Origin of the sequence: Tunturibacter psychrotolerans (assembly GCF_040359615.1) — a bacterium.
GTDB classification, from domain to species: Bacteria; Acidobacteriota; Terriglobia; order Terriglobales; family Acidobacteriaceae; genus Edaphobacter; species Edaphobacter psychrotolerans.
In genome coordinates this window covers 4,244,589-4,270,955 of sequence record NZ_CP132942.1, presented here as the reverse complement: position 1 = coordinate 4,270,955, position 26,367 = coordinate 4,244,589, and the positions used below count along the sequence as shown (strand labels likewise).

Here is a 26,367-nt window from a genome sequence, read left to right as displayed (position 1 = left end):
GACGGAGCGAGGAAGCTAACGGGCGCTGGCAATATTCTGAATGTGGGGGCGCTCGCTTCTGGGTGGGCGGCGCATGCCGTTGCGGATCTGCGCAGTGTCCATGTCAAGCTCAGCGAGGGTGCGGCTGAGGGTATTGCGGTGCATGCCGAGCTCGTCGGCTGCCTTGCATTGGTTACCCTTATGGTGCGCCAGTACTTCGAGGATGTAGCGCTTCTTGAACTGACGAACGGCCTCCGAGTAAGGGATGCCGGCGCTGTGCATCTGCATGATCAAGCCGTCCATTTCGCGCTTCAAGGTTATTCCTCGCTGGCGGCTCCTTGATGGAACCACTCTCTCATTGTGCCTCTACCGCAGCGGTTTGATCCAATAGGGCACGTTGTGCTTGAGATGCTCGGCGCCGTCCAGAATCTTATGCTGAAGGTCGTAAGGTACAACGAAGGATACCGCATGTGCCCCCGCAAGGAAATAGGAAGATAGTTGTGAATTTTCTATCCATGTGGAATGAGGGATGAAGGCGGCGATGGCCATGAGGATGGCTACTCCGAGGAGGCACCCGCGGCCGAAGCCGAAGACGGCGCCAAGGATTCGGTCGAAGAAGCCTAGCCCGATAGCGTGAGCGGTGCGGTTGAGGGCTTTGCCGAGTAGTGCGCTTAGCACCATGACTCCGATGACGAGAAGGAGAAAGGATAGAATCTCTGCCGTTGCGGGTGTGGTGATGAAATGCTCAAGGTACGCGGCGAGGCGGCCGTAATTCCAACTGGCGATCAAAATTCCGGCGATCAGGCCGCCCAAGGAGAAGAGCTCGAGAATGATGCCGCGCATGAAGGCGACGATGGTTGAGTAGGCCAGAATTGCGATCAGGAGGCAATCGAAGAGTTTCATTCGCCTTAGAGGTTGGTACGGCCAGTGAGCGAGCGATAGGCCTCGAGGTATTTCTCGCTGGTCCGGAATACGACCTCCTTTGGCAACGCTGGAGCAGGCGCCTGCTTGTTCCAGTGGATTGATTCGAGATAGTCGCGGACGAATTGTTTGTCGAAAGAAGGCTGCGGCCGTCCGGGATTGTAGGAATCTGCCGGCCAATAGCGCGATGAGTCGGGAGTCAGTACCTCGTCGGCGAGAACGATCTGATCGTTTCCCGATTTATCGGTTGTAAGGCCAAATTCGAACTTGGTGTCGGCGAGAATCAGCCCTTTACTGGCAGCATGCTCCGTTGCTTTTTCATAGATCCGGAGTGTGAGTGTGCGTAGCGCATCGGCGTAGCTTTCGCCGATGGTCTTCTGGACCGTTTCGTAAGAGATATTCTCATCGTGTCCGCCTGTGTTGATCTTTGCGGCGGGCGTGAAGATGGGCTCAGGCAGGCGGTCTGACTCGCGAAGGCCCGCAGGGAGTTTGATTCCGCAGACCGAACCGGTTTGCTGGTAGTCCTTCCACCCGGATCCGGAGAGGTAGCCACGAACGACGCACTCGACGGGAAACATCTTGGCTCGCTTGACGAGCATGCTGCGGCCTTCGAGTTGGTCGAGAAACGGTTCGAGTTCCGGAGGGAAGTGTGCCGTGTCGGCCGTGAGTAGGTGGTTTGGGACGATCGGTTTGAGGAGATCAAACCAGAACAGTGAGAGCCGAGTGAGGATCTTTCCCTTGAAAGGAATGCCACTGCCAAGGACATGATCGAACGCAGATATACGGTCGCTAGCGACGAAGAGGAGTTGGTCGGCGGAGAGGGCGTAAATATCGCGAACCTTACCGCGTGCGGTCAGAGGGAGCGATCCAAGGTGGGTCTCTAATATGATTGCTGGCATTGGTTCGACGGTACCACCTTTTGAAATTTGCGATCAGGCCGCAATCTCCAGTAACAGCCTAAGATAAAGGGAAAAGCTTGTCGACAGTTCCTGCGGACTCTGAGGACCAACCCGGACAGCGGCCAAGGACTGTTTTCGTAGAAGGAAAGGGTATGGCAACGGCTGCGCTTGAGTTGCACTCGCCGTCGTTGAAAGGAATGATTCGGATTTTGTGCCGGAGAAATGGGGCGATGGGTGGCCGATAAGAGACGATAAGATCGGCTCCCGTTCTGCCGCCGCCCGTGTTGCCCCACGGTTTGACTTCATAAAAAAGATTGTCACCGACGGGCACTGTCTTGTAAGAGGGAGGGTCGAAGAGCTCGGTAAGCGGTAGAACGATACTCGATGCAAAGACGGGGATTAGCAGGATGGTAGCGCTGAGCGTGGTGAGCCACTTCGGAGACAGTCGCGAGAAGAAAAGAACCAGGAACTCATAGGCGGCAACAGCCAACCAGAATATAAAGATGTTCAGCCGATCGGAGATGGTTCCCCATTTGGTAGCTGCGAAGAACGCCTGTAGCAGAACCAGTGCGATGGACACCGTGACGATGCCAAATCTGAGACGAGGGGAGCCCCCGTTCCAGAAAAACCGCAACAGAAGCATTGCTGCCGTCAACAGAGCAAGGACGGCAGTTGTGAGCGCTATATGCATGCCATTTTAGATTAGCTGCTTTTTGCGGACGAGCGGAGAGGGCTTATGGATTTCTGCCACTTCGCCGGAACGGATTTGGTCCGACAGGACAGAAGATTTCAACGATGCTAAAAAAATGCTGGAGCGAGTGGTGAGCCGCTCCAGCTGCGCAAAGGGTTTGACGATTCACGTGTCGAGGTATCAGGCGACGGCGCGGCGGTTGTCTGTGGAGTCGCGGCGGTTGAGGTTGACGCTGACAATCTTTGAGACACCTGGCTCCTGCATGGTGACGCCATAGATGACGTCTGCCTGGGACATAGTGCGTTTGCTGTGAGTGATTACGACGAACTGAGTGGTTGCGCTCATCTCGTGGATCAGTTTTGCGAAGCGCCCTACGTTGGTTTCATCCAGTGGTGCGTCGACTTCGTCGAGGATGCAGAAGGGGGCGGGCTGGAACTGGAAGATTCCGACAAGGAGCGAGAGGGCGGTCAGCGCTTTTTCTCCTCCGGAGAGCAGTAGGATATTTTGAAGTTTCTTCCCCGGAGGAGAGGCAACGATGTCGATGCCGCTCTCGTTGGAGTTTTCGGCATCGGTGAGTTTCATAAAGGCCTGACCGCCACCGAAGAGTTTGGTGAAGGTGACAGAGAAATTCTCGTTGATGACCTTGAAGGCCTCGTCGAACTTGAGACGGGAGACGTCGTCAATCTCCTTGATGGAGGCTTGTGTGTTCTCGATGGAATCGAGCAGATCTTTGCGTTGAGTTTCGAGGAAGCTGTGACGGGTGACTGTCTCGTTGTACTCATCGAGGGCCATCATGTTGACCGGACCCATCGCTTCAAGTTTTTGCTTGAGGGCGCGAGATTCTTCCTCTTGCGTGTGAAGATCGGCGCCTTCGATGCGGACGATGGTCTGGTCTTCGCGAATTGTTATGGCTTCGGCGCCAAGGTCGTTGAGGCAGGTGGCATCGATGTGCTCGATGTCGGAGGTGAGCTTTGCGGCGCGTGCAGTGAGTGTTGCGCGCTGCTCGCGAAGGGCTTCGGTTTCATGACGAAGTGTGCGGAGACGCGTGTCGAGTTCGGACATAGAAGCACGGAGTCCGTGGGCCTCTTCCGTAAGCCGAGCGCCTTGAGCTACGGCATTGGCACGTACCTCTGAGAGTTCGGCATGCTGGACCGTGAGCGCGGCGGTTTCTTCCTCGCGGCGGAGTTTTTCTGCGCCGGCGGACGAGATTTGCTGATCGAGCTGCTGGATTCGCTGGTTTTGGCCGTTGTAGAGCCGCGTTGTCTGTTCGAAGTTTGCGGCTGCGTTGCGGCGACGCTCCTCTAACCCAGCGAGTGCGGCTGAGGCTGCTGCTGCGCCCTGTTGAAGCTCTTCACGGCGAGCGCGTAGCTCTTCGAGTTGCTCTTGAAGTGCGGCTAAGCTGGCTTCCAAAGTGCCGCGCTCGTTCTCGAAGGCTGCTGCCTCTTGCTGACGACGCACGATCAGGTCAGCTTTCTGATTGCGGGCTTCCCGATTGCGTTCGCTGGTGAGTGCCCAGTCCTGCAGACGGCGTTCAATGCGAGCGACCTCCGCCTCCATTTGCCGTAGAGCTGCTCCGGAGTTTGCGGACTCGCGCTCGGCGTCACGTCGTTCGTGGGTTTTGCTTTCAATCGTCGCGCTGAGGGCGGCAATCTGGTGCTGCAGTTCGATTGTCGCACGGTCGGTCTGGGCCAGATCGTGCTCGGCCTTTTCCAGCTTCTGCTGCACCTCTGCGAGTTCGCGTTTGAGTGCCAGGGGGCCCTGCGTGCGGGGGCGTCCGCTGGTGACTGTGACGTTGTGGAAGGTCTCGCCGCTGGGAGAGAGGAAGAATGCTTGGGGGTTCGAGAGGGCGAGCGAGCGGGCGGTGTAGGAGTCTGGGGCCACGAAACCTTCGCGGAGCTTGGGCAGAATGACCTCGAGGGATTTACCGAAACCGTCGAGAACACGGACGCACTCTTTGAGAGGAACGACTCCTTCGATTCCCTCGATGTTGGTCTGGGCCACGCTTTGCATGCCTTCGGCAAAGGCGAAGTTGGCCTGGGAGTCGTTGGGATGTACGAGGAAAGTGGCGCGGCCTGTGACATCGGTCTGCAGGAGATGCATGCCTGCGTTCGCGGCGTCCCAGGATTTGACCACGACGTAGTTGAGCTCGTCGCGGAGGAATTCGTCGACAACGTTTTCGTACTTGCCGTCTACTTCGAGGAAGTCGGCGAGAGTGCCGACAGCGGCCATGCCATCAGCGTTTTGTTTGTAGGCGTCGGTCTTGAAGAGGTTACGAACGGTGTCGGTGGAATAGCTGTGCTCGCGAATGAGGGCTTCGAGAGAGGTGCGGCGGCCGGTCAGGGTCGCGACTTCGCCTCGTAGCTGATCGCCTCGGCGTTTGGACTGAGACTCCTCGTTGCGATTGGCCTCTATCTGGAGACGGAGTTCAGCGATCTCAGCTTCAAGACGCTTGAGGTGTTCGGTAACGGATTCGAAAGACATTTTGACCTGGCCACGCTGAAGGCCGAGAGTCTCGAGTTCTTGCTTAGCGATCTCGGATTCGGAGAGAAGACGCTCGGCTTCGCGGTCGAGGCCAGCGAGGGCTGCGGCAGCTTGAGCCTCTTCGTTGCGAGTCTGGGCTATGCGCTGGACGAGTTGCATGGTTGAGCGGCGGTTTTGTTCAGCCTGCTGCTCGGCTGCGGCGACGCCACGGACGGCCTCTTGAGCCTGAGCCTGATGGCTCTGGGCTGCCTCTCGTGATCCGGCAGACTCGGCTGTGGCGCTGTTAAGAAAGCTTCGATGCTCTTCGAGCTCGGCGGCGAGGCTGGCGAGCTGTTCGCGGGCCTGCGCGAGGTCGTCGGCGCCGGTTGCGAGACGGTTGGTGAGTTCGGCGATGCGGTCGGCGTTTGCGGCGGAACGGGCTGTGATGCGCTCGAGGTCGACAGCGGATTGATTGGCCTGCGCCCCGGCCTCGCGGATCTGCTGGTCGAGGCTGTAGCCGGAGTTGACGCCCTCAGTGTGCTCGGCGTCCATCGCTTCGACGGTGGTGGCCTGAGCGTCGATCTGGGAGGCGAGCGCGGCGATCTTCTCGGTGGTGGCGGCTTGCTCGATGTCCAACTGTTCCATGCGGCTGGCGAGAACAACTCGGAGGCGGGTGCGGAGTTCGTCACGAAGCGCACCGTAACGCTCGGCCTTTGCGGCCTGGCGTTTAAGGGTGGTCATCTGGCGGGTGACCTCGTCGAAGATGTCGTTTACGCGGGCTAGGTTCTGGCGGGCGGATTCGAGACGCAGTTCGGCAAGGCGCTTTTTCGTCTTGAAACGAGTGATGCCTGCGGCTTCTTCGATGATGGATCGACGATCGTGCGGCTTTGCGGAGAGGAGCTGGCCGATTCGCTCCTGGCCGATGATGGCATAGGACTCGCCTCCTAGGCCAGTGCCCATGAAGATGTCCTGAATGTCGCGCAGGCGACAGATCTTGCCGTTGAGAAGGTATTCGCTGTCGCCTGAGCGGAAGAGGCGGCGAGTTATGGTGAGTTCGCCGGCGCGGACGGGAGCGCGGCCGAACTTGCGGCGACGAATCTTGAGGACAACATTGTTTGGGTTGGCGAGTTCTGCCGCATCTGCGTCGGTTGGAGGTTGAACGATTTGGGGGCCATTGGCCTCGCCCTCGACGACGGTGCCGGGTTGGGCTTCGGCGACAGCTTCCTCGGTTTCGTCGGCGCGTTGCTGGCGGAGGGTGGTCTCATCCCAGTCTGTGGGGAGATTTTCGTCAATGACGATTTCAGGGTCGTCCTGGAGGTTGGCGCCGTCGTAGACCTCAGGGTCGACGAGGGTGAGCGAGACCTCGGCCATGCCGGTGGGCTTGCGGTCTCGGGTGCCGGCAAAAATGACGTCCTCCATCTTGATACCGCGGAGGCTTTTGGCGGACTGTTCGCCCAAGACCCAGGTGATGGCGTCGGAGATGTTCGATTTGCCGCACCCGTTGGGGCCGACAATGGCGACAATGCCCTCGCCGGAGAGCTGAACTTCAGTGCGATCACAGAAGGATTTGAAGCCGAGGATCTGGACTTTTTTGAGCTTGAGCAAGTGCACCTCTGCGGGGCGGACCGATATGAGTGTTCGGGAACTCGCCTCAGTCGAATAGGACTGGTTCAACTGTAGCTGCGGTTGGGTGCGGAATCAACGGGTACAACACCACCTGTTGTGGATAAGACGGGCAAAACACCATAAATGGGTAGGTTGAGCAAGAGAGTCACAAGAATGAGGTGAACGAGTCCCTTGAACTTCAATTCTAGTGTTGATGGGATGGTAATCGCGAGAATCGCGCAGATATTAACTGGCATAGATGCATGTAATGGGAACGGCGCATAGCTTCGCGGGAGGAACAAAACGGACGGTTCCAACAAGGAGATTTTATGGCACACGACGCGCACAAGAAGGCAGCGGGAGCATCACGAGCATGCAGCAAAGGCTGACCATGCCGCAGCTGAGCACCAGGCAAAGGGCGATCATGAAGCCGCCCATGAGCATCTGTGAAGGCGCATGAACACTCCACCCAGGCGCACGCTCACTCGACCGAAGCTCATCAGAAGTAAGTCGCACATCAGTAGCTCATTCTGGTAAAACAGACACCCTGCTGACGCGAGTTGGTCAGGGTGTCTCTGTTTCCGTTGGTTTGTGTGTGGTTCCAGGTTGCAATTGTTCGTGTATAACACTTTTATTGCTCCTAATGGTTGAAGTCGGCTTGCGTTTCGAACAACGTCGTTTCTATAATCCGCATCATCATCCCGAGATGCCACGAACACTTCAACCGCTTGGCCGAAGGGTTAGGCGCAGCGAGGGTAACGCCGAAGCACCAGGGAGCGGTCTGTGCTTCGTTTTATTTCCAAGTGACCCCGGAAGCATCGGTGACACATTTGAAAGAAAGCTTTATTGAGGAGTGTGGAATGAAGAAGGTAGTCGTTGCGTCTCTCCTGGCGGTCGCCAGCATGGCAGGTGTCTCTGGACCTCTTGTGGCACAAACCCAGGTCAATCTTGGTTCCAACGCGCAAGCCACGAGCGGCGGCGTACAGATGTCCCCTGCCGAATACAAGGCCTACAACGACGCAATTAGCCAGTCGACTCCGCAGACTAAGGCTCCTGCGCTTGAGCAATACCTGACTGCTTATCCCCAGTCTTCGGTGAAGGCATCTGTATTAGAGCAGTTGATGCTGGCCTATGCCGGATTCGATCCAACGAAGACGCTCGATGCAGCGGACCGCCTGTTGCAGGTCGATCCGAACAACCTACGAGCGCTGACCTTCGAGGTCTACTTCCGGAAGCAGCAGGGAGAACAGGCGACCGATCCGGCGGCGAAGCAGGCGGCATTGGACAAGGCTGCCGAGTTTGCGCAGAAGGGACTCGCGGTGACCAAGCCGGCAGATATGAGCGATGCGGACTTCTCCAAGGTAAAGGACGCTGCTACTCCAGTGTTCGATAGCGCCATCGGGGAAGATGCCTTGAACAAAAAGGATACAGCGACCGCGATCACGGAATACAAAGCTGAGTTGGCCAGTGTTCCAGTTGCGCAAACGCAAACACCCGGCCCGTTGCTGCAGGACACTTTTATTCTGGGCCAGGCTTACTATCAATCAACTCCACCGGACTATGTGAACTGCACCTGGTACGCTACCCGGGCTGCAGCGTTTGCTCCTGAACCTTACAAGAGCCAGATGCTACCGCTCGCGAAGTTCTGCTACAAGAAGTACCACGGCGGCGACGATGGCTACGATGCAGTCACTGCTGCAGTGCAGACGAATCTAGTCCCACCTGCTGACTTCAAGATCAAGCCTGCGCCTTCGCCGGCTGACATTGTCGCCGGAGTTATCTCGAGCACTCCAGACCTCTCCACTTTGGCGATCAGCGACAAGGAGTTCATCCTCGCCAACGGTAAGCCTGAAGATGCGGCAAAGGTCTGGGACACGATGAAGGGCAAGTCGGTCCAATTCCCGGATTCGACCGTGATTGCCGTCTCCGATACCGCACTCCAAGTTGCGGTTTCGGATGATGCGGTGCAGTCGAAGACGGCAGACTTCACCTTCCAGTTGGCTGCGCCATTGAAGACACCACCAGCCGTGGCCGCGAAGGTCACAGTTAGTGGTACTTATGCTTCCTACACACCCAGCCCAATCATGATTACGATGAGCGATGGAGCCATCGTGGAGCCGAAGAAGACTCCGGCGAAAGCTCCTGTGCATCATACTGCTCCCCATCACTAGACTGCTGTAGATTCACAAAAAAGGCAGCCCATGTGGGCTGCCTTTTTTGCGTTTGACGAAGATTCAGATTCATTCGGTTCGCGATTCGCAATGCACTGCGGGCCTCTCAGCAAAGATACGGTTGGAGGTTTTCCAGCTGTAGCACCGGGTGGGTTATCGCTTTTCGATGGGTGTGTAAGTCGCAGGGTAGGAGGGCCCGGTGTAGTCTGCTCGCGGGCGTATGAGGCGGTTGTCGTCGTGTTGTTCGATGACGTGGGCTGCCCATCCGGAGATGCGGCTGACGGCGAAGATGGGGGTAAAGAGATCGATGTCGATACCGAGCGTGGTATAGGTTGAGGCGGAGTAGAAGTCGACGTTAGCGTTGAGTTTCTTTTCCTGTTTCACAAAGAGCTCGATCTTGCGAGACAAGTCAAACCATTTGGTGTTTCCTGCGACCTTGCCCAGTTCTTCGGACATGCGGCGGAGGTGAGTGGCACGTGGATCTTCAGTGTGGTAGACGCGGTGGCCGAAGCCGGAGATCTTCTTTTTGTCTGCGAACATTTGTTTGACGTACTCGACGGGGTCGGCACCGGCTTTGTCGATGGCATAGAGGAGACGCATGGTGGCCTCGTTGGCTCCACCGTGAAGCGGGCCTTTGAGGGCGCCGATGGCACCGGTGATGGCGGAGTGGATGTCAGCGAGCGTAGCTGCGATGACGCGTGCGGCGAAGGTGCTGGCGTTCAGCTCATGGTCGGCATGGAGGATGAGTGCAATGTCGAAGGCGCGTGTAGCGGTTTCGGAAGGCTCTTCGCCGTTGAGCATCCAGAGGAAGTTGGCGGCGTGGGAGAGAGATTTGTCGGCCTCGACGATGGATTTACCCTTGCGGATGCGGTCGAAGATGGCGACGATCATCGGGATCTGGGCGGTAAGCCGGTAGGATTTGCGGACGTTGGCGTCGTGGCTGCAGTCTGCCTCGTCAGCGTCGTAGATGCTGAGAAGAGAGACGGCGGTGCGGAGGACCTGCATGGGTGTGGCGTCGGCGGGAACGCTGCGGAGGAGGTCAACAACCTTTGAATTGAGTTCGCGTGCGGCGGAGAGATGCCTGGTGAATTCAGCAAGCTCGGTGGCGGTGGGGAGTTTGCCGAACCACAGGAGGTAGGTGCACTCCTCGAAGGTGGATCTCTGTGCGAGTTCGTGGATATCGATGCCGCGATAGGAGAGGACGCCGGCGTCGCCGTCGATCCAGCAGATGGAGGACGTGGTGGCGACGATGCCTTCCAGGCCCTTTGGTGCGACAGCGGTAGACATAAGGTGCTTCTCCAGTAGCGAATTCGATGTTTGACCAAACTAAGTACATCTGGTTATAGCGCAGCGGAGAAACGGTTGTCACGAACGATTGGCCGAATATCGGTGCTGTTGTGCGACTACGGTGATGGGAGCTCTGATAAGAACCGGTTTGGAGAGAAGGAAGTCAGTTCGGTGGCGGAGGTTTCACCGAGGATAAGTTGCGCCATAACTTTAGCTGTGGCCGGGGCCAGGAGAATTCCATTTCGATAGTGGCCGGTGGCAATGAAATGATTCGGCCGACCCGGGAGAGTGCCGAGGATGGGAAGACCATCCGCGGTCGCGGGGCGAAGGCCGCACCAGGCTTCAAGTTGTTGAGTGCTGGCGAGGATGGGAAGAAGAGTGATTGCGAGTGAGCGGAGATGGTCGATGTCGGATGGGTGGACGATCTTGTCAAAGCCGATGTCTTCGACGGTGGCGCCGACGATGGCGCGGCCGGCGGAGGGGCCGGTGGTGCGAGGGACGACATAGATGTCCGGTGTGCGGACGACGAAGTGCATCGGGAGAGAAGGAGGAAGGACGACTGAAAACATCTGTCCTTTCTTTGGTGTGACCGGGATGCCGGGCTGGTGCGAGGAGGCAGCCGCCCAGGCTCCGGCGCAATTGACGAACTGTGCTGTTTGCATGGTGCCGATGGGGGTTGTGATCTCGACTGCGTTGCCGACGGGGCGAGTAGAGAGGATCGGAGTGTGCGGTTGGAGGTCGATGGTGGTGGCATGGATGGCGGCAAGAAGCGCTGAGGCGAGTTGGCGGGGGTCGAGGCTGTGCTCGTCGAGGAGGATAAATCGGTGCTTTCTGGGCACGAGCGCGGGAAACAGATGGGAGAGATCTTTGGCGGTGAGTTCGGAGCTTGTAGCAGCGGTGCGGGTGGGAACGGACTGCAGGGTCGTGTGAGTCTGGAAGGGAACGCGGATTCCGGAGAGAGAGTGGATACGGTCGAGGTAGTTAGGATAGAGCGACAGGCTGAGGGTCGCCAGAGGCAGGAGTTGGGATGGGTTGTCGGGATCGTAGGCAGCCAGCATGCCTGCGGCCGCAGAGGAGGATTCGGCGAGTGGATCGCCTTGGTCAAATACTGTGACGCGGTAGCCGCGGTGGTGGAGTTCAAGGGCGAGGGAGAGTCCGATGATGCCGGCTCCAGCGATGCAGAGGTCGGGGTGATGCATGGAATTAGTTTAGTTCGCTTAAGGGAGAGGTTATAGTTTGGATGTGTCTGTTTTACGCGACTGATCGGTTTGTGACGTTTGGGCTCGCGATGGGTCAAATGAAGAGAAGCATTAGGAGAGAGTGATGAGCGAAGAGTACGTGGAACAGAGGTCGGTCTCGGGAGCACTGCTTGGAGTGGTAGCGGCCGCGTTGCTTGCTGCACTGGGTGGTCTGGTGTGGTGCTATGGTCTGCAAAATCATCTTGCCGCCGCTGAACAGAAGATCGTGGCAGCTGATCAGAAAAATGCGGAACTGACGGAGAAGCTGGAGGCAACTAACGCACGGCTGCGGGCGACCAGCGAGACTCTGGGCCAGAGCGTGGGGGTGGCCCAGAAGCAGATTGAATTGCGGACACAAAGCATCATTGCCCAGCAGAAGATTGCGACTGCGAAGCTTGAAGAGGAGGCGGCGAAAAACTCCAAGCAGATTGGGGCAGTGTCGACCGATGTTGCTAGCGTAAAGACGGACGTAGGCGGCGTGAAGACCGACGTTGCAACGACGAAGTCTGACCTCGAGGCTACCAAGACCCAGTTGAATCGGGTGGTCGGGGATGCGGGTGTGATGAGCGGTTTGATTGCGACGAACCATGACGAACTGGAGATCCTGAAGCACAAGGGAGACCGGAACTACCTGGAGTTCACGTTGCAGAAGGGAGCCAAGCCAACGCTTTTGTCGACGATCAAGCTGCAGTTGAAGAAGGCGGACGAGAAGCATTCGCGCTACACCTTGGAAGTGAGCTCGGACGACCGCACGATCGAGAAGAAGGATAAGGGATTGGATGAGCCGGTTCAGTTTTATAACGGCAAGGATCCCGTGCTGTATGAACTGGTGGTCAATGTGATCGATAAGAACAAGGTGTCGGGTTATCTGTCGACGCCGAAGAATGCGACGACGCGGGCGACAGCGACCCAATAGCGACGGGTTATTTCAGATGCAGAAAGGGGGACGCTTATCGCGTCCCCCTTTCTGTTTGCCTTGGTTGGATTACTTTTTGGTTGCCTTTTTTGCTGCCTTCTTCGCTGGTGCTTTTTTTGCGGCTTTCTTCGTTGCCATGTGCCTATTCTCCCTAGTGATTAGACATTGACTCTACAACTAGCTGCATTGCAGCTAACGAAGGTATAGATTTACGAAATTTAACTGTCAAGCAAAAAATGCAATGAAGGCAAATTCTTTTTTGCGTGGAGAAGCGCCGAGAGACGCTGTTTCATTGTCGAGGTGATCGTTTTGGAGTTCGAGGGAGTGATGATCCATCGCAAAAAAGTGTTCAGCGTGAGATTGACTACGACCTTTGTGTGATCAGCGTCCTGACAATCGCCTAGGTAATAAAAACTCTTTGCGGTAAAAGGCTGACGTGTTTGAGGGGGATAATCTACGAGCGATGGATCTTCTTTTATTCAATGTCTCTGGATGGGCAGAAGAGACGCGTCAAGAAAAAATGGTGAATGCGAAACGTATCAGCTGTTGAAGATTCAACGATGTCGGTAAAGGCGTTCGCCTAGTGTGAAGGGGAGACGATGGAGTAGAGTTTGATCGAGGTATTCGCTCGATGAAGGAAGTTGTGATTGTTACTGCGGTGCGGACGCCGGTGGGTAAGTTTCAAGGGGCGTTTGCAGAGATGACAGCGGTAGAGCTTGGCGCGGTTGCGGTTCGCGAGGCTGTAAAACGGGCCGGAATCGATGCTTCGAGCGTGGATGAGTGTCTGATGGGTTGCGTTCTGCCGGCGGGGTTGGGACAGAACCCGGCGCGGCAAGCGGCGTTGAACGGCGGACTGCCGGACACGGTTTCGGCGATGACCATCAATATGGTGTGCGGGTCGGGCCTGAAGGCGGTTGCGCTCGCAGCGCAGGCCATCATGGCGGGCGATGCGGAGATCGTGGTGGCGGGCGGGATGGAGTCGATGTCAAACGCGCCATATCTTCTGCCGCAAGGACGTAGAGGATTCCGGATGGGGGACTCAGTCGTGGTGGACTCGATGGTGAAGGATGGGTTGTGGTGCGCGTGTGAGGGCTACCATATGGGGATCACGGGAGAAAACGTCGCTGAGAAGCATTCGATTACGCGCGAGGAGCAGGACGCTTATGCGCTGGCCTCGCACCGTAAGGCAAGCGCTGCGTGGAAGGAGGGACGGTTCGACGCGGAGGTGGTGCCGGTGAATGTTCATGGGAAGAAGGGTGCAGTCACCGTGGTTTCACGGGATGAGAGTGTGCGGGAGGATGCGTCGATGGAGGCGCTTGCTGGCTTGAAGCCGGCGTTTAAGAAGGATGGGACGGTGACCGCAGGAAATGCACCAGGAGTAAACGATGCGGCTGCGGCGGTGGTGGTGATGTCGGCGGAGCGGGCGAAGGAACTGGGCTTGAAGCCGATGGTGAGGATCAAGGCGCAGGCTACCAGTGGCGTGGCGCCGAAATGGGTGATGCTCGCTCCGGTGACCGGGGTGCAGCTGGTGTTGAAGCGTGCAGGATGGGAGAAGGGTGACGTGGACCTGTATGAGTTGAATGAGGCGTTCAGCGTGCAGGCGTTGGGAGTCATGAAAGAACTGGGACTCGATGGTTCGAGGGTGAATGTTAATGGTGGTGCGGTGGCGATTGGGCACCCGATTGGGGCTAGTGGGGCGCGGGTGCTGGTGACGCTGATCCACGAGATGATGCGGCGGGATGTGAAGAAAGGCGTTGCGGCGCTTTGTCTGGGTGGAGGGAACTCGGTGGCGTTGGCGGTGGAACGGTAGGGCACTGGTGAGCGTTTCAGGCGTGCGTGCATCCAACGTGTGTATGAGCGAGAATACCGAGCGGTTTACCGGACGAGTTAGAGACTACGAACGACATCGGCTTCGCTACCCAGGGGCAGTCATCGAGATTCTGGTGCCACGGTGCGGGCTGAGACTCGATCACCTTGTGGCCGATGTTGGCGCAGGTACAGGGATGTTGGCGGAGTTGTTTCTGGAGCATGGGAATGCGGTGATTGCCATCGAGCCGAACGACGATATGCGTGAGGCTTGTGAAAGGCTGGCGTCAGCATGGCCGGGACTGATGGTAAAGAAAGCTACGGCGGAGGATACCGGCCTCGAAGAAGACTCGGTGGACTTGGTTGCAGTGGGAAGAGCGTTTCACTGGTTCGACGTCGCCCAGACCGCGAAGGAGTTTCGGCGGATTCTGCGACCGGGGGGATGGGTGGTAATCGCGAGCAACAGTAGAGTTCGAGATGATTCGCCGATGTCGATGGCCTATGAGGATCTGCTACGGCAGCATGGGACGGACTACGAGGCGAATCAGGAGAGATATGAAAGTAGCGGTCGGGTGACGGAGTTCTTTGCGGGCGGTGAGTTGTTTCGGGAAGAGATCCGTGGAGAACAAAAACTGACATTGGAGGAATTATTGGGGCAGACGCAGTCGCTGTCGGTTACCCCGGAGCCGGGGCATGCAAAGTATGAGGGGATGCAGGAGGCACTGCGGGCGTTTTTTGCAAAGTGGCAGGTGGATGGAATCGTTGAGATGAAGACCGTTTGCCGGGTCGCTTGCGGGCGGTTTGGCAGTTGAGTGTGTCTCTGATTTTGCATCTAACTGGTATTGCCGCCGTTCGTGGTCAACCCGGAGGAGAATTGGTGGGTAGATTTCTATCTGCATTGACCGTGTCTGTGACTGTATGCGTCCTTTGCGTGCCGATAGTTGCGCAGCAGGACAGGCCAAGAGCATACGATGCGATTCGCAGCAGTGATTCGTATCGGCACGCGGTGTTAGGGGTGTATCAGGATTATGAAAGCAGTCTTTCTACACATTGCGCGAAGATCGAAATCAATATGAATACGAGTCAGCCGAAGGTGTATGGATCGATTGAAACCGACCCAAACGGCAATATCGTGAATGCGCACTGGAAAGAGATTACCGAAGGGGTTGCTTGTGGGGAGAAGCGATCGTATGTGGCATCGGTGACGATTCAGAACGGGAAGTCGGCGGTGTACGGGTTGTTTCCGGGTGAGTCGGCGGCTGGTGCCGCGCTGCAGCACGACGCTATTCAGTATGCGGGTGCGGGCGTGGGAGCGGCGGGAATGTGCCAGGTGGATGTTCTTGAGACATCTTTACCGAATGGGGAGCCGAGTAATCCGAAAGTACAGTGGGACGAGAAGTGGACGGTGCGAGCGTGCGGCAAGCGATCGATAGTGACGATGCACTTTGTCCCGGACGCCACGGGAACGACGATCAATGTGACTCCGAAGGAGACTGTGGCCCTCCCTTGATGGGAGTGTGTTTTTCGACTAAGACGTCGTCAACATTCGATGATGTTGAGGGCGAGGCCGGCGAGCGACGTTTCTTTGTAGCGGGACTGCATATCGAGGCCGGTCTGGTACATGGTGGCAATGACCTGGTCGAGAGAGAGTTTGTGATCGCCGGTCTCGTGCATGGCCATTCGGCAGGCGTTGATGGCTTTGACTGCGCCCATACCATTGCGTTCGATGCACGGGATCTGGACGAGGCCTCCGATGGGGTCACAGGTCATGCCGAGGTTGTGTTCCATCGCGATCTCGGCGGCGTGTTCAACCTGAGCGTTGGTGCCGTTGAGTGCAGCGACGAGGCCTCCGGCGGCCATGCTGCAGGCTACGCCGACTTCTCCCTGGCAGCCCACCTCGGCCCCGGAGATGCTGGCGTTTTCCTTGTACAGGATGCCAATAGCAGCCGCGGTCAGGAAGTAGCGAAGGATGCCTTCTTTTTTTTCCGCGTCGGTGCCTTCAATGAAGCGTAGGTAATAGTTGCCGATGGCGGGAATTACGCCTGCGGCTCCGTTGGTGGGGGCGGTCACCACTCTACCTCCAGCTGCATTTTCTTCGTTGACGGCCATCGCATAGACGGTGACCCAATCAATCGGTGCGAGAGGGTCTTTGGAGCCGATGGTGTTGAGGCGCTCGGCAAGGCGATGGGCGCGACGCCGGACGTTGAGTCCGCCGGGCAGGATGCCTTCAGTGGCGATGCCGTGCTCAGTGCATTGCTGCATGGTTCTCCAGAGGGTGAGGATGCTGGCACGGATCGTGTGTTCTGCCGAGTGATCCAACTGCGCCGAAACCGGAGTTGGCTGGGGACGGTTGATGGAGTTCGTCGGGTCGTTTAGCAGAGCAATCTCGTTGGCGAGCAGGAGATCGGCGATCGTGAGGTTGTGCTGTTTCGCAGTGGCGAGAAGGTCGGCTGCACTGCGGAAGGGATACGGAACAACGCGAGTGCTGGTGGCCGATTCTGCTATTCGCTCCGCGTCAGAGACGATGAAGCCTCCGCCAATGGAATAAAAGACCTCGCCTGCCAATGATGCACCGGCCTCATCGAAGGCTGTGAAGTGCATGCCGTTAGGATGCGAGATGACATTCGGATCGGGATACATCTGGTTGCGATGGAAGAGGAGATTCACGGCTTCGGTGAAGGGAATGTCCCGGGTGCCGTTGAGATGCAGAGACCCGGTGGAGCGGATTGTGGCGATTTTAGTTTCGACGGTTGCGGGATCAACGGTGTCGGGCGCTTCTCCGAGTAGACCAAGGAGGATAGCTCGATCTGTTCCGTGGCCGACGCCCGTGAGGGCGAGAGAGCCGTAGAGCTCGACGGTGACCGATGCGGTGCGTGTAAGGAGTCCAGCAGATTCAAGTTGGCGCGAGAATCGAAGAGCCGCTCGCATGGGACCGACCGTGTGAGAGCTAGACGGTCCGATGCCGATTTTGAAGAGTTCAAAGAGACTGGTATTCACGACGTAGTCACGACTGAATTCATTGTAAGGGGAGTGATGTTGGTTCTGTGTTTAGGCGGAACGAGTGAATCATGGACGTCACGGATGATCTGATCTCGAACCAAGTGGCGCGACAGCAGTCTGTCGATGCTCGATGGTTTCATTGAGTAGGCATCCCCTTTTATCTCGGCTGCAATGCTATACTCGGCGAAAATACTCTGCGACAAGGATTTACAGGCTCAAAGAATGCTTTTCACGGCTCGCAGTGCTGCAGTGTATGGAATTGACGCTCACATCATCGATGTCGAAGTTGACTTCTCGCAAATCAAATTAGATCAGGAGCAGTTCCACACGGTGGGACTTCCCGATGCTGCGGTGCGGGAGAGTCGTGACCGGGTGAGGTCAGCGATCAAAAACTCCGGATTCGAAATTCCTCCGACGCGAATCACAATTAACCTGGCTCCCGCAGACCTGAAGAAAGAGGGGTCGGGATTTGATCTGCCGATCGCGATCGGAATATTGGGAGCTTACGGTTCACTGCACATCAAGGATTTGAGCGACTATCTGCTTGTGGGGGAGTTGGGACTGGATGGCGGTCTGCGCGCGGTGCAAGGGATGCTTCCGATCGCGGTGGCTGCGCGGGCGAAGGGAATTTCTAATCTTATTATTCCGGCGAGTAATGCACGCGAGGCGGCGGTAGTCGAAGGTGTCAATGTTTATCCGGTGAAGTCACTGCTCGAGGTTAGGGAACTTTTGAATTCAGCCGCGATGGGTGGAATTACTGCGGTCCCCCTGAAGGTCGAAACCACCGACTTGCTTAACGAGATGCAGCACTTTCCATTCGACTTCAAAGATGTGCGCGGCCAGCAAGTGGCGAAGCGTGCACTCGAGGTCGCCGCGGCGGGTGGACACAACATTCTGATGATCGGACCGCCGGGCTCGGGTAAAACGATGTTAGCCAAGCGGCTGCCGTCAATTCTGGCGCCGCTCAGATTCGAAGAGGCGCTCGAAACAACGAAGATTCATTCGGTCGCGGGCGTTCTGGACTCTGAGCAGGGACTAGTGGCCCATCGACCATTTCGCTCTCCACATCACACGATCTCAGATGCTGGGTTGATTGGCGGCGGGATGATGCCACGGCCAGGCGAAGTATCACTGGCCCACAATGGGCTACTGTTTTTGGATGAGTTGCCAGAATTTCCGCGCAATGTTCTGGAAGTGATGCGTCAGCCATTGGAAGATGGTCATGTGACCATCGCCCGGGCAGCCATGAGCCTGAGTTTCCCGGCCAGATTCATGCTGGCGGCTGCGATGAATCCGTGTCCCTGTGGATATTTCAATGACAAGTCTCGGGAGTGTATGTGTACACCACCGATGATCCAGCGTTATGTCTCGAAGGTTTCGGGGCCTTTGCTTGATCGAATCGATATCCATATAGAGGTTCCCGCGGTGCAATATAAGGAGTTGCGGGGGGGGGCAGCGGCGGAAGGTTCGGAGCAGATTCGAGCACGGGTTTTGGCCGCCAGGGAGCGACAGCACACGCGATTCGGGCAAGCGGCTGAGCGGACGAAAGGGTCCGCAAAGGCAGCTTCCCGCCAGATTTTTGCAAACTCCCAAATGAACACTCAGCAGATACGCACCTATTGCGAACTATCGTCTGATGCCGAACGGCTACTGGAGCGAGCGATGCAGCAACAAGGGCTGAGTGCCCGGGCACATGATCGTATCTTGAAGGTAGCAAGGACGATAGCAGACTTGGGGGGCGAAGAGGATATTGCCGTGAAGCATATTGCTGAGGCGATTCAGTACCGCACGTTAGACCGGAGCTATTGGTCCTAAGCTCTGTGGCTCCGATAGTTCGCGGGCACTTCTTCTGGGGTAGAGTAAAAGGTATCCCGTTTCTGGAAGATATTTATTCACGGGTTCCCGAAAAAAGTATTGACCTTAAGCGTCGAACAGTTTACTTTCCTTGAAGTCGCAGTTTGCTAGGGGTTCGTCAGAGATTCTGAATTACGAATCGAGCGATCAGCGATCAACTCACGGTTTGCCAGTTTCTGGCAGGCTTCTTGTTTCACACCATGGGCGCGGCGAGCGCTGAATCCTACGGAAGAGACAGATTCGGCTAGGAACATTAACTTAGCTAGCTTGGCAGTTTTGGGGCTAGGAGATGCAATATGTCAGATATCAAGAAGTTGAGATTTCTGACGAATTGCAGAGTCCCCGAAGAGACTCTTTGCGTCTAATGTATGAGGCTTAATCACGGCAGCAGTCTTGAAGATTAGTTGCCACATTTGAATGATTTCGGGCGAGTTAGCGCTAATAAGACGCTTCCGCTCGGAAATTGAAAGGGAGAAACTATGCGCTCGGATCTTATTTTTGGAGCTCTCACGCACGTGAACAACCGCTACGAGCTTTGTCAGCTGGCGTCGAAGGCGACGCGGAAGCTGCATAAGCCGAACACTCGTTTGCAGGACACTACCAACGAAGTTCTTGATCGCTTCAAAGACACCATCCCTATGGATGAATCTGGCGAGTCTGTCGTAGAAAAGGTACAATTGCAAGAGCGCCGCGCAGCTTAACGCGCGGCTGTTTCACTTCGCCAGCTTTCACTCCAAAACCTCTAATCCCCTCTCTCACCCATCTGCAGTTCAATCACATCAAAACGCATGTGGCCTTCCGCACGACCCCCCGTCAAGCAGAATCCCGCCTCAGTTTCAAACAATCCCTCCTAAATTCAAAATTTCCAGGTAAAACATGACTATTTCAGAGTTAAAAGAACACAATATCGCGGAGCTGGGTAAACTGGCGCGCGGTCTCGACATTGCTGGAACCAGCGGCCTCCGCAAGCAGGACCTTATCTTCAAGATTCTGCAGGCGCAGAGTGAAAAAGAGGGGCACATCTTCGCTGAAGGAGTGCTCGAGATTCTGCCTGATGGGTACGGCTTCCTTCGCTCTCCCGATTACAACTACCTGCCTGGTCCCGATGACATCTATGTGTCTCCTTCGCAGATCCGTAAATTTGACCTGAAAACTGGTGACACGATTAGTGGCAATGTCCGTCCTCCGCATGAGGGCGAGAAGTATTTTGCTCTCGTGAAGATCGAGGCAATCAACTTCGAATCGCCGGAAGAGACGCGCAACAAGATTTTGTTCGACAACCTGACCCCCCTGTATGCGCAGGAGCGGGTGAAGATGGAGACCGTTCGCGAGCACATCTCAGGCCGTGTGATGGACCTGCTGACTCCGGTGGGCAAGGGGCAGCGTGGGTTGATTGTGGCTCCGCCGCGTACCGGTAAGACGATGTTGCTGCAGTCGATCGCGAACAGCATCACCGCGAATCACCCTGAAGTTGTGCTGATCGTTCTGCTGATCGATGAGCGTCCGGAAGAGGTCACCGACATGCAGCGGTCGGTGAAGGGCGAGGTGATTTCGTCGACCTTCGATGAGCCAGCGGCGCGACACGTGCAGGTTGCCGAGATGGTGATTGAGAAGGCAAAGCGGTTGGTGGAGCACAAGCGCGATGTGGTGATTCTGCTGGACTCGATCACTCGTCTGGCGCGTGCTTACAACACGATCGTTCCACCTTCGGGCAAGGTGCTCTCAGGCGGTGTGGATTCGAATGCGCTGCAGAGACCAAAGCGGTTCTTTGGTGCGGCTCGCAACATCGAAGAGGGCGGTTCGCTCACGATCATCGCGACTGCGCTTGTCGATACCGGCTCGCGAATGGATGAAGTCATCTTCGAAGAGTTCAAGGGAACCGGCAACATGGAAGTGATTCTGGATCGCAAGCTGGTGGATAAGCGTGTGTTTCCGGCGATCGACATTCAGCGTTCCGGTACTCGTAAGGAAGAGTTGCTGATTCCGAAAGAGGATCTGCAGCGAACCTGGATTCTGCGGAAGGTTCTCAATCCTTTGTCGCCGGTTGAGGCGATGGAGTTGTTGACCGACAAGCTGGCGAAGACGCGGAACAATCAGGAGTTTCTGCACAACATGAGTTCGATCTAGTTCTACGAACTTTGAAGGCAACGAAGCGCAGCTCTTCAGGAGCTGCGCTTTTGTTTTTGCGCTCTCGTACCTGATTAGTAACCGTTGGCTATGAGGTACTCCTCGGTGAGGGTGAATTTTTCTGAGGAGTGCTGGCGTTCGGCGTATTTGCTGAGGACGTCTACCTCGATGTTCAGTGGGGAGCCCGGGGTGAGGGTGTGAAGGCTGGTGGCGGCGTAGGTGTGGGGGATGATGGCAACCTCGACCACGCTGCCAGTGATAGAGGCGACAGTGAGGCTGATACCTTCGATGGTGATGGAGCCCTGGGGAACGACGTAGCGGGTGAGTGAATCGGGTAGCTGGATGCGGAGGCGCCAGTCGGTTTCGGGTTGATCTGGCGTGATGGGGGTGAGCGACAGCAGCGTGGCGGTACCGTCGACGTGGCCCTGAACGACGTGACCACCGAGTGGCGAGCCTGCTGGAGTGGGGAGCTCGAGGTTCACGGTGGCGTCGGGACGCAGGTGGGTGAGGGTGGTGCGAGCGATGGTCTCGGCTGCGAGGTCGGCGGAGAAGCGCGGGGGGAAGGCGTTGGGCTCGATGCTGAGCGCAGTGAGACAGACACCGTTGACCGCGATGCTGTCGCCTGTGTTGAGGCGCGCGGTGAGCGTGGGCGAGGCGATGGTGATGCGCGTGGCACCTGCGGTCGGCGTGATGGCCAGAAGCGTGCCGGTGGTCTCGATCAGTCCAGTGAACATGGTTTTAGCTTATCGCTTTCGATGGCGGTGCGACTTGAGTGCGCCAAGGTTCGTGGAGGTAGCCGGTTACGCAGGTGTCCGGGCCGTAGTTGGCGCGGGTGATGCGGTGCAGGGACTCTTCGAAGAGATAAGGGGAGGCGATGCCCTGGGCGAAGGGGATGGCCTGGTCGCCTAGTTCGGTCTCGGCGTAGATGAGCACGGCCTTGTCGACGAGGTTTTGCTGGAGGAAGGCGCCGTTGAGGTGGGAGCCGCACTCGAGTAGCAGGCTGAGGATGTTGTGTTCGGCGAGAGCGGTGAGGACTGTGGGCAGGCTGAGGCGGCCAGCGTGGTCGGGGATGGTCTCGACCAGTGCGCCGAGATCTGTGAGGGCAGTGATTTTTGCGCTTGGCGCGGTTTTGCTGCACAAGATCAGCAGGTTTGGGTGGCCGGAGTCTCTGTCGTCACCGGCTGAGCGCAACAGTTGCGAGGAGAGAGGGATTCTTAGCTGAGAGTCGAGGATGACGCGGAGGAGCGGGCGTCGTCGGGGTAGATTATTGGGGCCGAGGAGGCCGCTGCGGTCGGTGAGTTGTGGGTCATCGGCCAACACGGTACCGATTCCCGTGAGCACTGCATCGGCGGCATGGCGGAGGAGTTGGACCTCGTAGCGGGCCGCGGGACCGGTGAGCCAGTGGGGTTGGTTGGGACGGCGCCACGTCGCAGGTGGGGCGAGTTTGCCGTCGACTGAGAGCGCGGCCTTGAGGGTGACGAAGGGGATTCGGTGCTGGATGAAGTGGGCGAAGGCGTCGTTCAGATCGCGGGCCTGTTGCTGAAGGACTCCGAGGGTGACCTCGATGCCTGCGGCGCGGAGCTTGGCTAAACCCTGACCGCTGACTTGTGGGTTCGGGTCCTGGGTGGCAACAACGCAGCGGCAAATTCCGGCGGCGATGAGGGCGTCGGCGCAGGGGCCGGTGCGGCCGTGGTGGCTGCAGGGTTCGAGGGTGACGTAGGCCGTGGCCCCCTTGGTGGAGAAGCCCCGTTGTGCAGCTTGTTTGAGTGCGACGATCTCCGCGTGGTCGCGGTTGGCGTAGAGGTGCGCGCCTTCGCCGATGACCTTAGGGGTGCCTCCACTGGGCGGTGTCTGGGTGAGGACGCAGCCTACCTGAGGGTTTGGCGAGGCGAGAGCGACGGTCTCCGCCGCGAGCTTAAGGGCTCGCCTCATTAACGCATGATCCTGATCGGAACGGGTTGTTGTGGACTGCTGCATCGAGTCTTCTCTTTCCGTCACCAACGCCCTTCCAAAATCTCACCGGAGGGGGTGCCCCCCCGGGGTAGGTACCATTAAGTGGTTTTCTTTGAGCCACTTGTGAAAAATGTCTCTCGTAAAATTGTCCATCTAAACGACTTAGAGGCAAATACGTCTTTCTAAAAGAGTTAGCTCCTTAATTGTAGAAAGGGCTCCGAAACTCGGAACCCTCTGTCATGCATAGAACAAGTATAGCGGATTGAGCATAACTCATACGCCACGCAAATCTCCTTGTCTGGCGCGGGTTTTCGCACGAGAGGGGCTTGACAAGATTCTTGAACGTTCGCGGGAGTGCGGGAAACCTGCCAACGAAGCATGTACCTCGATGAAGCCTGAAACGCCCGATTAGCGGACCTTACGCGAGCGGCTAAACAGCTGAGTGAGCCAGTTTTACGTCGTTTGGTCTACAATCCTCGAACTTGAAAAAAGCGTTTTGCCATGTGATCGGAGAAGACTGTTCTTCGAAGGCGTGTTCAGTCGACGACGGCAGGGGAGAGAGTTTGTGTGGGGGCTCTGATGGAGGGCTCTCTTCTTATCAGCGAAGAAAAAAGACCAGCATTTCTATGCGGAAGAAGAGGATAGTCGGCTATGTCGTTGAGGAAGAGTAAATATCTCGCAGTCGTTTTTTGTCTGGGTGCATTGAGCGTTTTCAGTGTGGCGTCATGGGCACAGGCAGTTCCGGCAGAGCATGCGGATGAGGCCCGGGTGGACCGGTTGCTGAAGCAGATGACGCTGGAAGAGAAGATGGACCTGATTCGGGGCGGGCTTGAGGATCCTTCTGTTTATCAGGGGCAGGCTGGATATCTGCCCGGAGTTCCGAGGCTGCATGTGCCCTCGCTGCGTATGGCCGATGGGCCTCCGGGATTGTTGACGCGGGTTGCGGGGCAGGCCGAGACGGCGACGATGGGTGTTGCCGCTACCTTCAGCGCCAAAGATGCAGAGGCGAATGGTCTGGTGATTGGCCGCGAGGCGCGGTCGCTCGGCATCGATGTGGTGTTGCAGCCGTTCGTAAATATCGATCGCGATATTACGTTTGCGCGCGCTTACAACACGTTTGGTGAAGATCCGTACTTGACGGGTGTGATGGGCGCTGCCGAGATTCGCGGGGCGCAGGGTCAAGGCGTGATGGCGCAGACGAAACACTATGTGGGGTATGACTCGAATTCGTACAACATCTTCATCGACCAGCAAACGCTGCACGAGGTTTATGCTGCGCCGTTTGCAGAGGCGATCAAGGCTGGTACCTCCTCGGTGATGTGCTCGTATAACCGCATCAATGGACCGTTTGCTTGCGGCAACAGCGATACGTTGAAGACGATCCTGAAGGACGAGATGGGCTTCAAGGGATTCGTGACGTCGGACTGGGGCGGAGTGCACAGCGTTCTGTTCCTTAATGAAGGTCTGGATATGGAGATGCCCGGTGCTGCGGAGGCGGACAGTCCCTTCAAAGCGTTCATCAACAACTATTTTGTGACAGCTCCGCCGGAGCCAGCTTCGAATAGGCCGGTCGATATGGATGAACTCACCGGCATTCTTGGTGGCCCCATTCCTGAGGAGCCACAGGGAGCCGGGATGGATATGGGCGCGTTCCCGCGCGATAACGACAAGACGACGATGCGGGAGGCGTTGAAGAACGGCACCGTGACGGAGGCTACGATTACGGCTGCAGCGCGGAGAGTGCTGTATGAGATCGATCGCTTTGGATATCTGGATGGCAAGCAGAAGCATGATGTGACGCCGCAGGCTATCGAAGAGAACGCTGCTGTGATTCGAAAGACGGCGGAGGATGCGGCGGTACTGTTGAAGAACGAGCATGCGTTGCCGTTGAAGAATGATGATTTACAGTCGCTGGCGCTGATTGGGCCGGGAGCTTTGCAGATTGCGGCGATTGGTACGTTTGGCGAGCGGAGTCCTGGGCTGACGGATCGGCAGATTGGACCACTTGATGCGTTGAAGAAGGGCGCTCCATCGGCCAATGTTACGTTTGCGGTGGATGACGATATGACGGGCGTGCCTGTGCCTGCATTGGCGCTGTCGCATGATGGTAGTCCCGGGCTGCTGCGCACGGAGAGTTCGGCCAGGGAGACGGTGGATGCGCAGCTCGACTTTACGCATAGCAATGGCAAGTCGCTGCCTGCTGATGGCACAGTGACGTGGAAGGGAACGCTGACGGTGCCGAGCGAAGGGGAGTACTGGCTCTATCTGCAGGCACTGGGTGCTCGAGGCAGGCTGATGATCGACGGGAAGCGCATCGGGCAGACCGGCGCGGCGAAGGGAACGGTGCATGGCGATATCCAATATGCCACGCAGGACAACGGATTCCCGACGGTCGATGGGTTGGATAATGTGCGGCGCGCAGTGCAGCTGACTGCGGGACCGCATTCGATCACGGTGATGGCGAGCGGCGATACTTCGAAGGCGCCGGAACAGATTCGGTTGAACTGGGTGACGCCGGAGTTGCGGGAGAGCAATCACAAGGCGGCTATCGATGCGGCGAAGAAGGCGCATACGGCGGTGGTGTTTGTTTGGACGCGAGGGAAGCCGGACTTTGCGTTGCCGGGGGAGCAGGACAAGCTCGTGGATGAGGTTGCGGCTGTGAACCCGAACACGATAGTGGTGATGAATGTGAGCCAGCCTGTCGCGATGCCGTGGTTGGGCAAGGTGAAGGGCGTGGTGCAGATGTGGTGGACGGGCGATGAAGGCGGTTGGGCCACGGCGGATGTTCTGCTGGGGAAGGTTAATCCGGGTGGGCGGCTGCCGTTTACGTGGGCGAAGCAGTTGACCGACTATGCGGCGAATGACCCGGCGCATCCGGAGCGGTCGGCCAAGGGTGTGGATGGGAAGACGACTTACTCTGAGGGCGTGGATGTTGGGTATCGGTGGTTCGATAAAGAGAAGATCGAGCCGCTGTTTCCGTTTGGATTCGGGCTCTCATATACGACGTTTGAGTACTCGGACCTGAAGGTTGCGAAGGCTTCGGATCACGGACTGGATGTTTCGGTGCGGGTGAAGAACACCGGCAGCGTGGCGGGGGATGAGGTGCCGCAGGTGTATCTCGATGCTCCTGAGAAGCAGCCGCAGGGGGTGCAGTTTGCACCGAAGACGCTGGCTGCGTTTGATCGTGTGACGCTGGCGCCGGGTGAGAGCAAGGACGTGAAGATGCATGTGACTCCGCGTGCGCTCGAGTATTGGTCGGTGGCGGAGAAGAGGTGGGTGCGGTCGGATGCGAGACGGGTGCGGGTGGGCTCTTCGTCGCGTGATTTGAAGCTGACTGCGGAGAAGTAGCCTTCGCGGGAAGTGAGGGCCTGTTCGGCGGGATGATTCTCTGTCCCGCCGGACGGGCCCACCGCGCGTGGGGCGGTCACTTCGTGACTTGTATACCTTTTTGGGTGGGGCG

19 protein-coding genes are annotated in these 26,367 nt (G+C 57.3%); 9 read left to right on the top strand and 10 right to left on the bottom strand.

What is annotated here, in order from left to right:
- Positions 1-15: 15 nt before the first annotated feature.
- From RBB77_RS17935 to smc, 5 genes are all read right to left on the bottom strand, one after another.
- Positions 16-294, bottom strand: coding sequence for a helix-turn-helix domain-containing protein (locus RBB77_RS17935; protein WP_353063105.1), 279 nt, complete (start codon positions 292-294; stop codon positions 16-18).
- A 51-nt stretch (positions 295-345) separates the two neighbouring features.
- Positions 346-882, bottom strand: coding sequence for a CvpA family protein (locus RBB77_RS17930; RefSeq protein WP_353063104.1), 537 nt, complete (start codon positions 880-882; stop codon positions 346-348).
- Between the two features lie 5 nt (positions 883-887).
- Entirely contained in the window at positions 888-1,799 is a 912-nt protein-coding gene (locus RBB77_RS17925; RefSeq protein WP_353063103.1) for a phosphoribosylaminoimidazolesuccinocarboxamide synthase, read from the bottom strand.
- A 58-nt stretch (positions 1,800-1,857) separates the two neighbouring features.
- Complete coding sequence (locus RBB77_RS17920) at positions 1,858-2,490, bottom strand: hypothetical protein (protein ID WP_353063102.1); 633 nt, start codon at positions 2,488-2,490, stop codon at positions 1,858-1,860.
- A gap of 180 nt (positions 2,491-2,670) precedes the next feature.
- The gene (smc, locus tag RBB77_RS17915) at positions 2,671-6,555 is read right to left on the bottom strand and encodes a chromosome segregation protein SMC (protein WP_353063101.1); all 3,885 of its coding nucleotides are present in this window, start codon (positions 6,553-6,555) and stop codon (positions 2,671-2,673) included.
- Between the two features lie 860 nt (positions 6,556-7,415).
- Here smc and RBB77_RS17910 point away from each other — a divergent pair.
- Positions 7,416-8,726 (top strand): hypothetical protein, encoded by a 1,311-nt coding sequence (locus tag RBB77_RS17910; protein WP_353063100.1) that lies wholly within the window; start codon positions 7,416-7,418, stop codon positions 8,724-8,726.
- A 153-nt stretch (positions 8,727-8,879) separates the two neighbouring features.
- On the opposite strand, the gene RBB77_RS17905 is transcribed toward RBB77_RS17910, so the two are convergent.
- On the bottom strand, positions 8,880-10,013 hold the full coding sequence (locus tag RBB77_RS17905) for a citrate synthase (RefSeq protein WP_353063099.1): 1,134 nt from the start codon (positions 10,011-10,013) through the stop codon (positions 8,880-8,882).
- Between the two features lie 116 nt (positions 10,014-10,129).
- Positions 10,130-11,212 carry an NAD(P)/FAD-dependent oxidoreductase gene (locus RBB77_RS17900; RefSeq protein WP_353063098.1) on the bottom strand — a complete coding sequence of 361 codons (1,083 nt, stop codon included), beginning with the start codon at positions 11,210-11,212 and terminating at the stop codon, positions 10,130-10,132.
- A 124-nt stretch (positions 11,213-11,336) separates the two neighbouring features.
- Here RBB77_RS17900 and RBB77_RS17895 point away from each other — a divergent pair, with 124 nt between their 5' ends.
- The 4 genes from RBB77_RS17895 to RBB77_RS17880 all read left to right on the top strand — a co-directional run bounded on the left by RBB77_RS17895 (position 11,337) and on the right by RBB77_RS17880 (position 15,483).
- Positions 11,337-12,167 (top strand): hypothetical protein, encoded by an 831-nt coding sequence (locus tag RBB77_RS17895; protein ID WP_353063097.1) that lies wholly within the window; start codon positions 11,337-11,339, stop codon positions 12,165-12,167.
- Between the two features lie 631 nt (positions 12,168-12,798).
- The gene (locus RBB77_RS17890) at positions 12,799-13,977 is read left to right on the top strand and encodes an acetyl-CoA C-acetyltransferase (protein WP_353063096.1); all 1,179 of its coding nucleotides are present in this window, start codon (positions 12,799-12,801) and stop codon (positions 13,975-13,977) included.
- A 43-nt stretch (positions 13,978-14,020) separates the two neighbouring features.
- Entirely contained in the window at positions 14,021-14,785 is a 765-nt protein-coding gene (locus RBB77_RS17885) for a class I SAM-dependent methyltransferase (RefSeq protein WP_353063095.1), read from the top strand.
- Positions 14,786-15,045: 260 nt separating this feature from the next.
- A complete protein-coding gene (locus RBB77_RS17880; protein WP_353063094.1) occupies positions 15,046-15,483 on the top strand; it encodes a hypothetical protein in 438 nt (145 codons plus the stop codon).
- Between the two features lie 29 nt (positions 15,484-15,512).
- Here the strand turns inward: RBB77_RS17880 and RBB77_RS17875 are convergent, their stop codons facing one another.
- Positions 15,513-16,970: an L-serine ammonia-lyase gene (locus RBB77_RS17875; protein ID WP_353063093.1), complete on the bottom strand. Its 1,458-nt coding sequence runs from the start codon at positions 16,968-16,970 to the stop codon at positions 15,513-15,515.
- A gap of 225 nt (positions 16,971-17,195) precedes the next feature.
- Here RBB77_RS17875 and RBB77_RS17870 point away from each other — a divergent pair, with 225 nt between their 5' ends.
- From RBB77_RS17870 to rho, 3 genes are all read left to right on the top strand, one after another.
- Positions 17,196-18,788 (top strand): YifB family Mg chelatase-like AAA ATPase, encoded by a 1,593-nt coding sequence (locus RBB77_RS17870; protein WP_353063092.1) that lies wholly within the window; start codon positions 17,196-17,198, stop codon positions 18,786-18,788.
- A gap of 518 nt (positions 18,789-19,306) precedes the next feature.
- A complete protein-coding gene (locus tag RBB77_RS17865) occupies positions 19,307-19,528 on the top strand; it encodes a DNA-directed RNA polymerase subunit omega (protein ID WP_183978717.1) in 222 nt (73 codons plus the stop codon).
- Between the two features lie 175 nt (positions 19,529-19,703).
- Positions 19,704-20,954, top strand: a complete 1,251-nt coding sequence (rho, locus tag RBB77_RS17860; protein WP_174336882.1) for a transcription termination factor Rho — start codon at positions 19,704-19,706, stop codon at positions 20,952-20,954.
- Between the two features lie 74 nt (positions 20,955-21,028).
- Here rho and RBB77_RS17855 read toward each other — a convergent pair whose 3' ends face one another.
- Both RBB77_RS17855 and ribD read right to left on the bottom strand, forming a co-directional pair.
- The gene (locus tag RBB77_RS17855) at positions 21,029-21,688 is read right to left on the bottom strand and encodes a riboflavin synthase (RefSeq protein WP_353063091.1); all 660 of its coding nucleotides are present in this window, start codon (positions 21,686-21,688) and stop codon (positions 21,029-21,031) included.
- Between the two features lie 4 nt (positions 21,689-21,692).
- The gene (gene ribD / locus RBB77_RS17850) at positions 21,693-22,931 is read right to left on the bottom strand and encodes a bifunctional diaminohydroxyphosphoribosylaminopyrimidine deaminase/5-amino-6-(5-phosphoribosylamino)uracil reductase RibD (RefSeq protein ID WP_353063090.1); all 1,239 of its coding nucleotides are present in this window, start codon (positions 22,929-22,931) and stop codon (positions 21,693-21,695) included.
- Between the two features lie 627 nt (positions 22,932-23,558).
- Here ribD and RBB77_RS17845 point away from each other — a divergent pair.
- Complete coding sequence (locus RBB77_RS17845; RefSeq protein ID WP_353063089.1) at positions 23,559-26,255, top strand: beta-glucosidase; 2,697 nt, start codon at positions 23,559-23,561, stop codon at positions 26,253-26,255.
- The last annotated feature ends 112 nt before the right edge of the window (positions 26,256-26,367 follow it).

Bases quoted from the DNA above. Each gene is read 5' to 3' on its own strand.
- RBB77_RS17905 (WP_353063099.1), bottom strand. From the start codon at position 10,013: ATGTCTACCGCTGTCGCACCAAAGGGCCTGGAAGGCATCGTCGCCACC.
- RBB77_RS17920 (WP_353063102.1), bottom strand. From the start codon at position 2,490: ATGCATATAGCGCTCACAACTGCCGTCCTTGCTCTGTTGACGGCAGCA.
- RBB77_RS17855 (WP_353063091.1), bottom strand. From the start codon at position 21,688: ATGTTCACTGGACTGATCGAGACCACCGGCACGCTTCTGGCCATCACG.
- RBB77_RS17900 (WP_353063098.1), bottom strand. From the start codon at position 11,212: ATGCATCACCCCGACCTCTGCATCGCTGGAGCCGGCATCATCGGACTC.
- RBB77_RS17880 (WP_353063094.1), top strand. From the start codon at position 15,046: ATGAATACGAGTCAGCCGAAGGTGTATGGATCGATTGAAACCGACCCA.
- RBB77_RS17910 (WP_353063100.1), top strand. From the start codon at position 7,416: ATGAAGAAGGTAGTCGTTGCGTCTCTCCTGGCGGTCGCCAGCATGGCA.
- RBB77_RS17890 (WP_353063096.1), top strand. From the start codon at position 12,799: ATGAAGGAAGTTGTGATTGTTACTGCGGTGCGGACGCCGGTGGGTAAG.
- RBB77_RS17930 (WP_353063104.1), bottom strand. From the start codon at position 882: ATGAAACTCTTCGATTGCCTCCTGATCGCAATTCTGGCCTACTCAACC.
- RBB77_RS17870 (WP_353063092.1), top strand. From the start codon at position 17,196: ATGCTTTTCACGGCTCGCAGTGCTGCAGTGTATGGAATTGACGCTCAC.
- RBB77_RS17925 (WP_353063103.1), bottom strand. From the start codon at position 1,799: ATGCCAGCAATCATATTAGAGACCCACCTTGGATCGCTCCCTCTGACC.
- RBB77_RS17865 (WP_183978717.1), top strand. From the start codon at position 19,307: ATGCGCTCGGATCTTATTTTTGGAGCTCTCACGCACGTGAACAACCGC.
- RBB77_RS17895 (WP_353063097.1), top strand. From the start codon at position 11,337: ATGAGCGAAGAGTACGTGGAACAGAGGTCGGTCTCGGGAGCACTGCTT.
- RBB77_RS17885 (WP_353063095.1), top strand. From the start codon at position 14,021: ATGAGCGAGAATACCGAGCGGTTTACCGGACGAGTTAGAGACTACGAA.
- RBB77_RS17845 (WP_353063089.1), top strand. From the start codon at position 23,559: ATGTCGTTGAGGAAGAGTAAATATCTCGCAGTCGTTTTTTGTCTGGGT.
- ribD (WP_353063090.1), bottom strand. From the start codon at position 22,931: ATGCAGCAGTCCACAACAACCCGTTCCGATCAGGATCATGCGTTAATG.
- rho (WP_174336882.1), top strand. From the start codon at position 19,704: ATGACTATTTCAGAGTTAAAAGAACACAATATCGCGGAGCTGGGTAAA.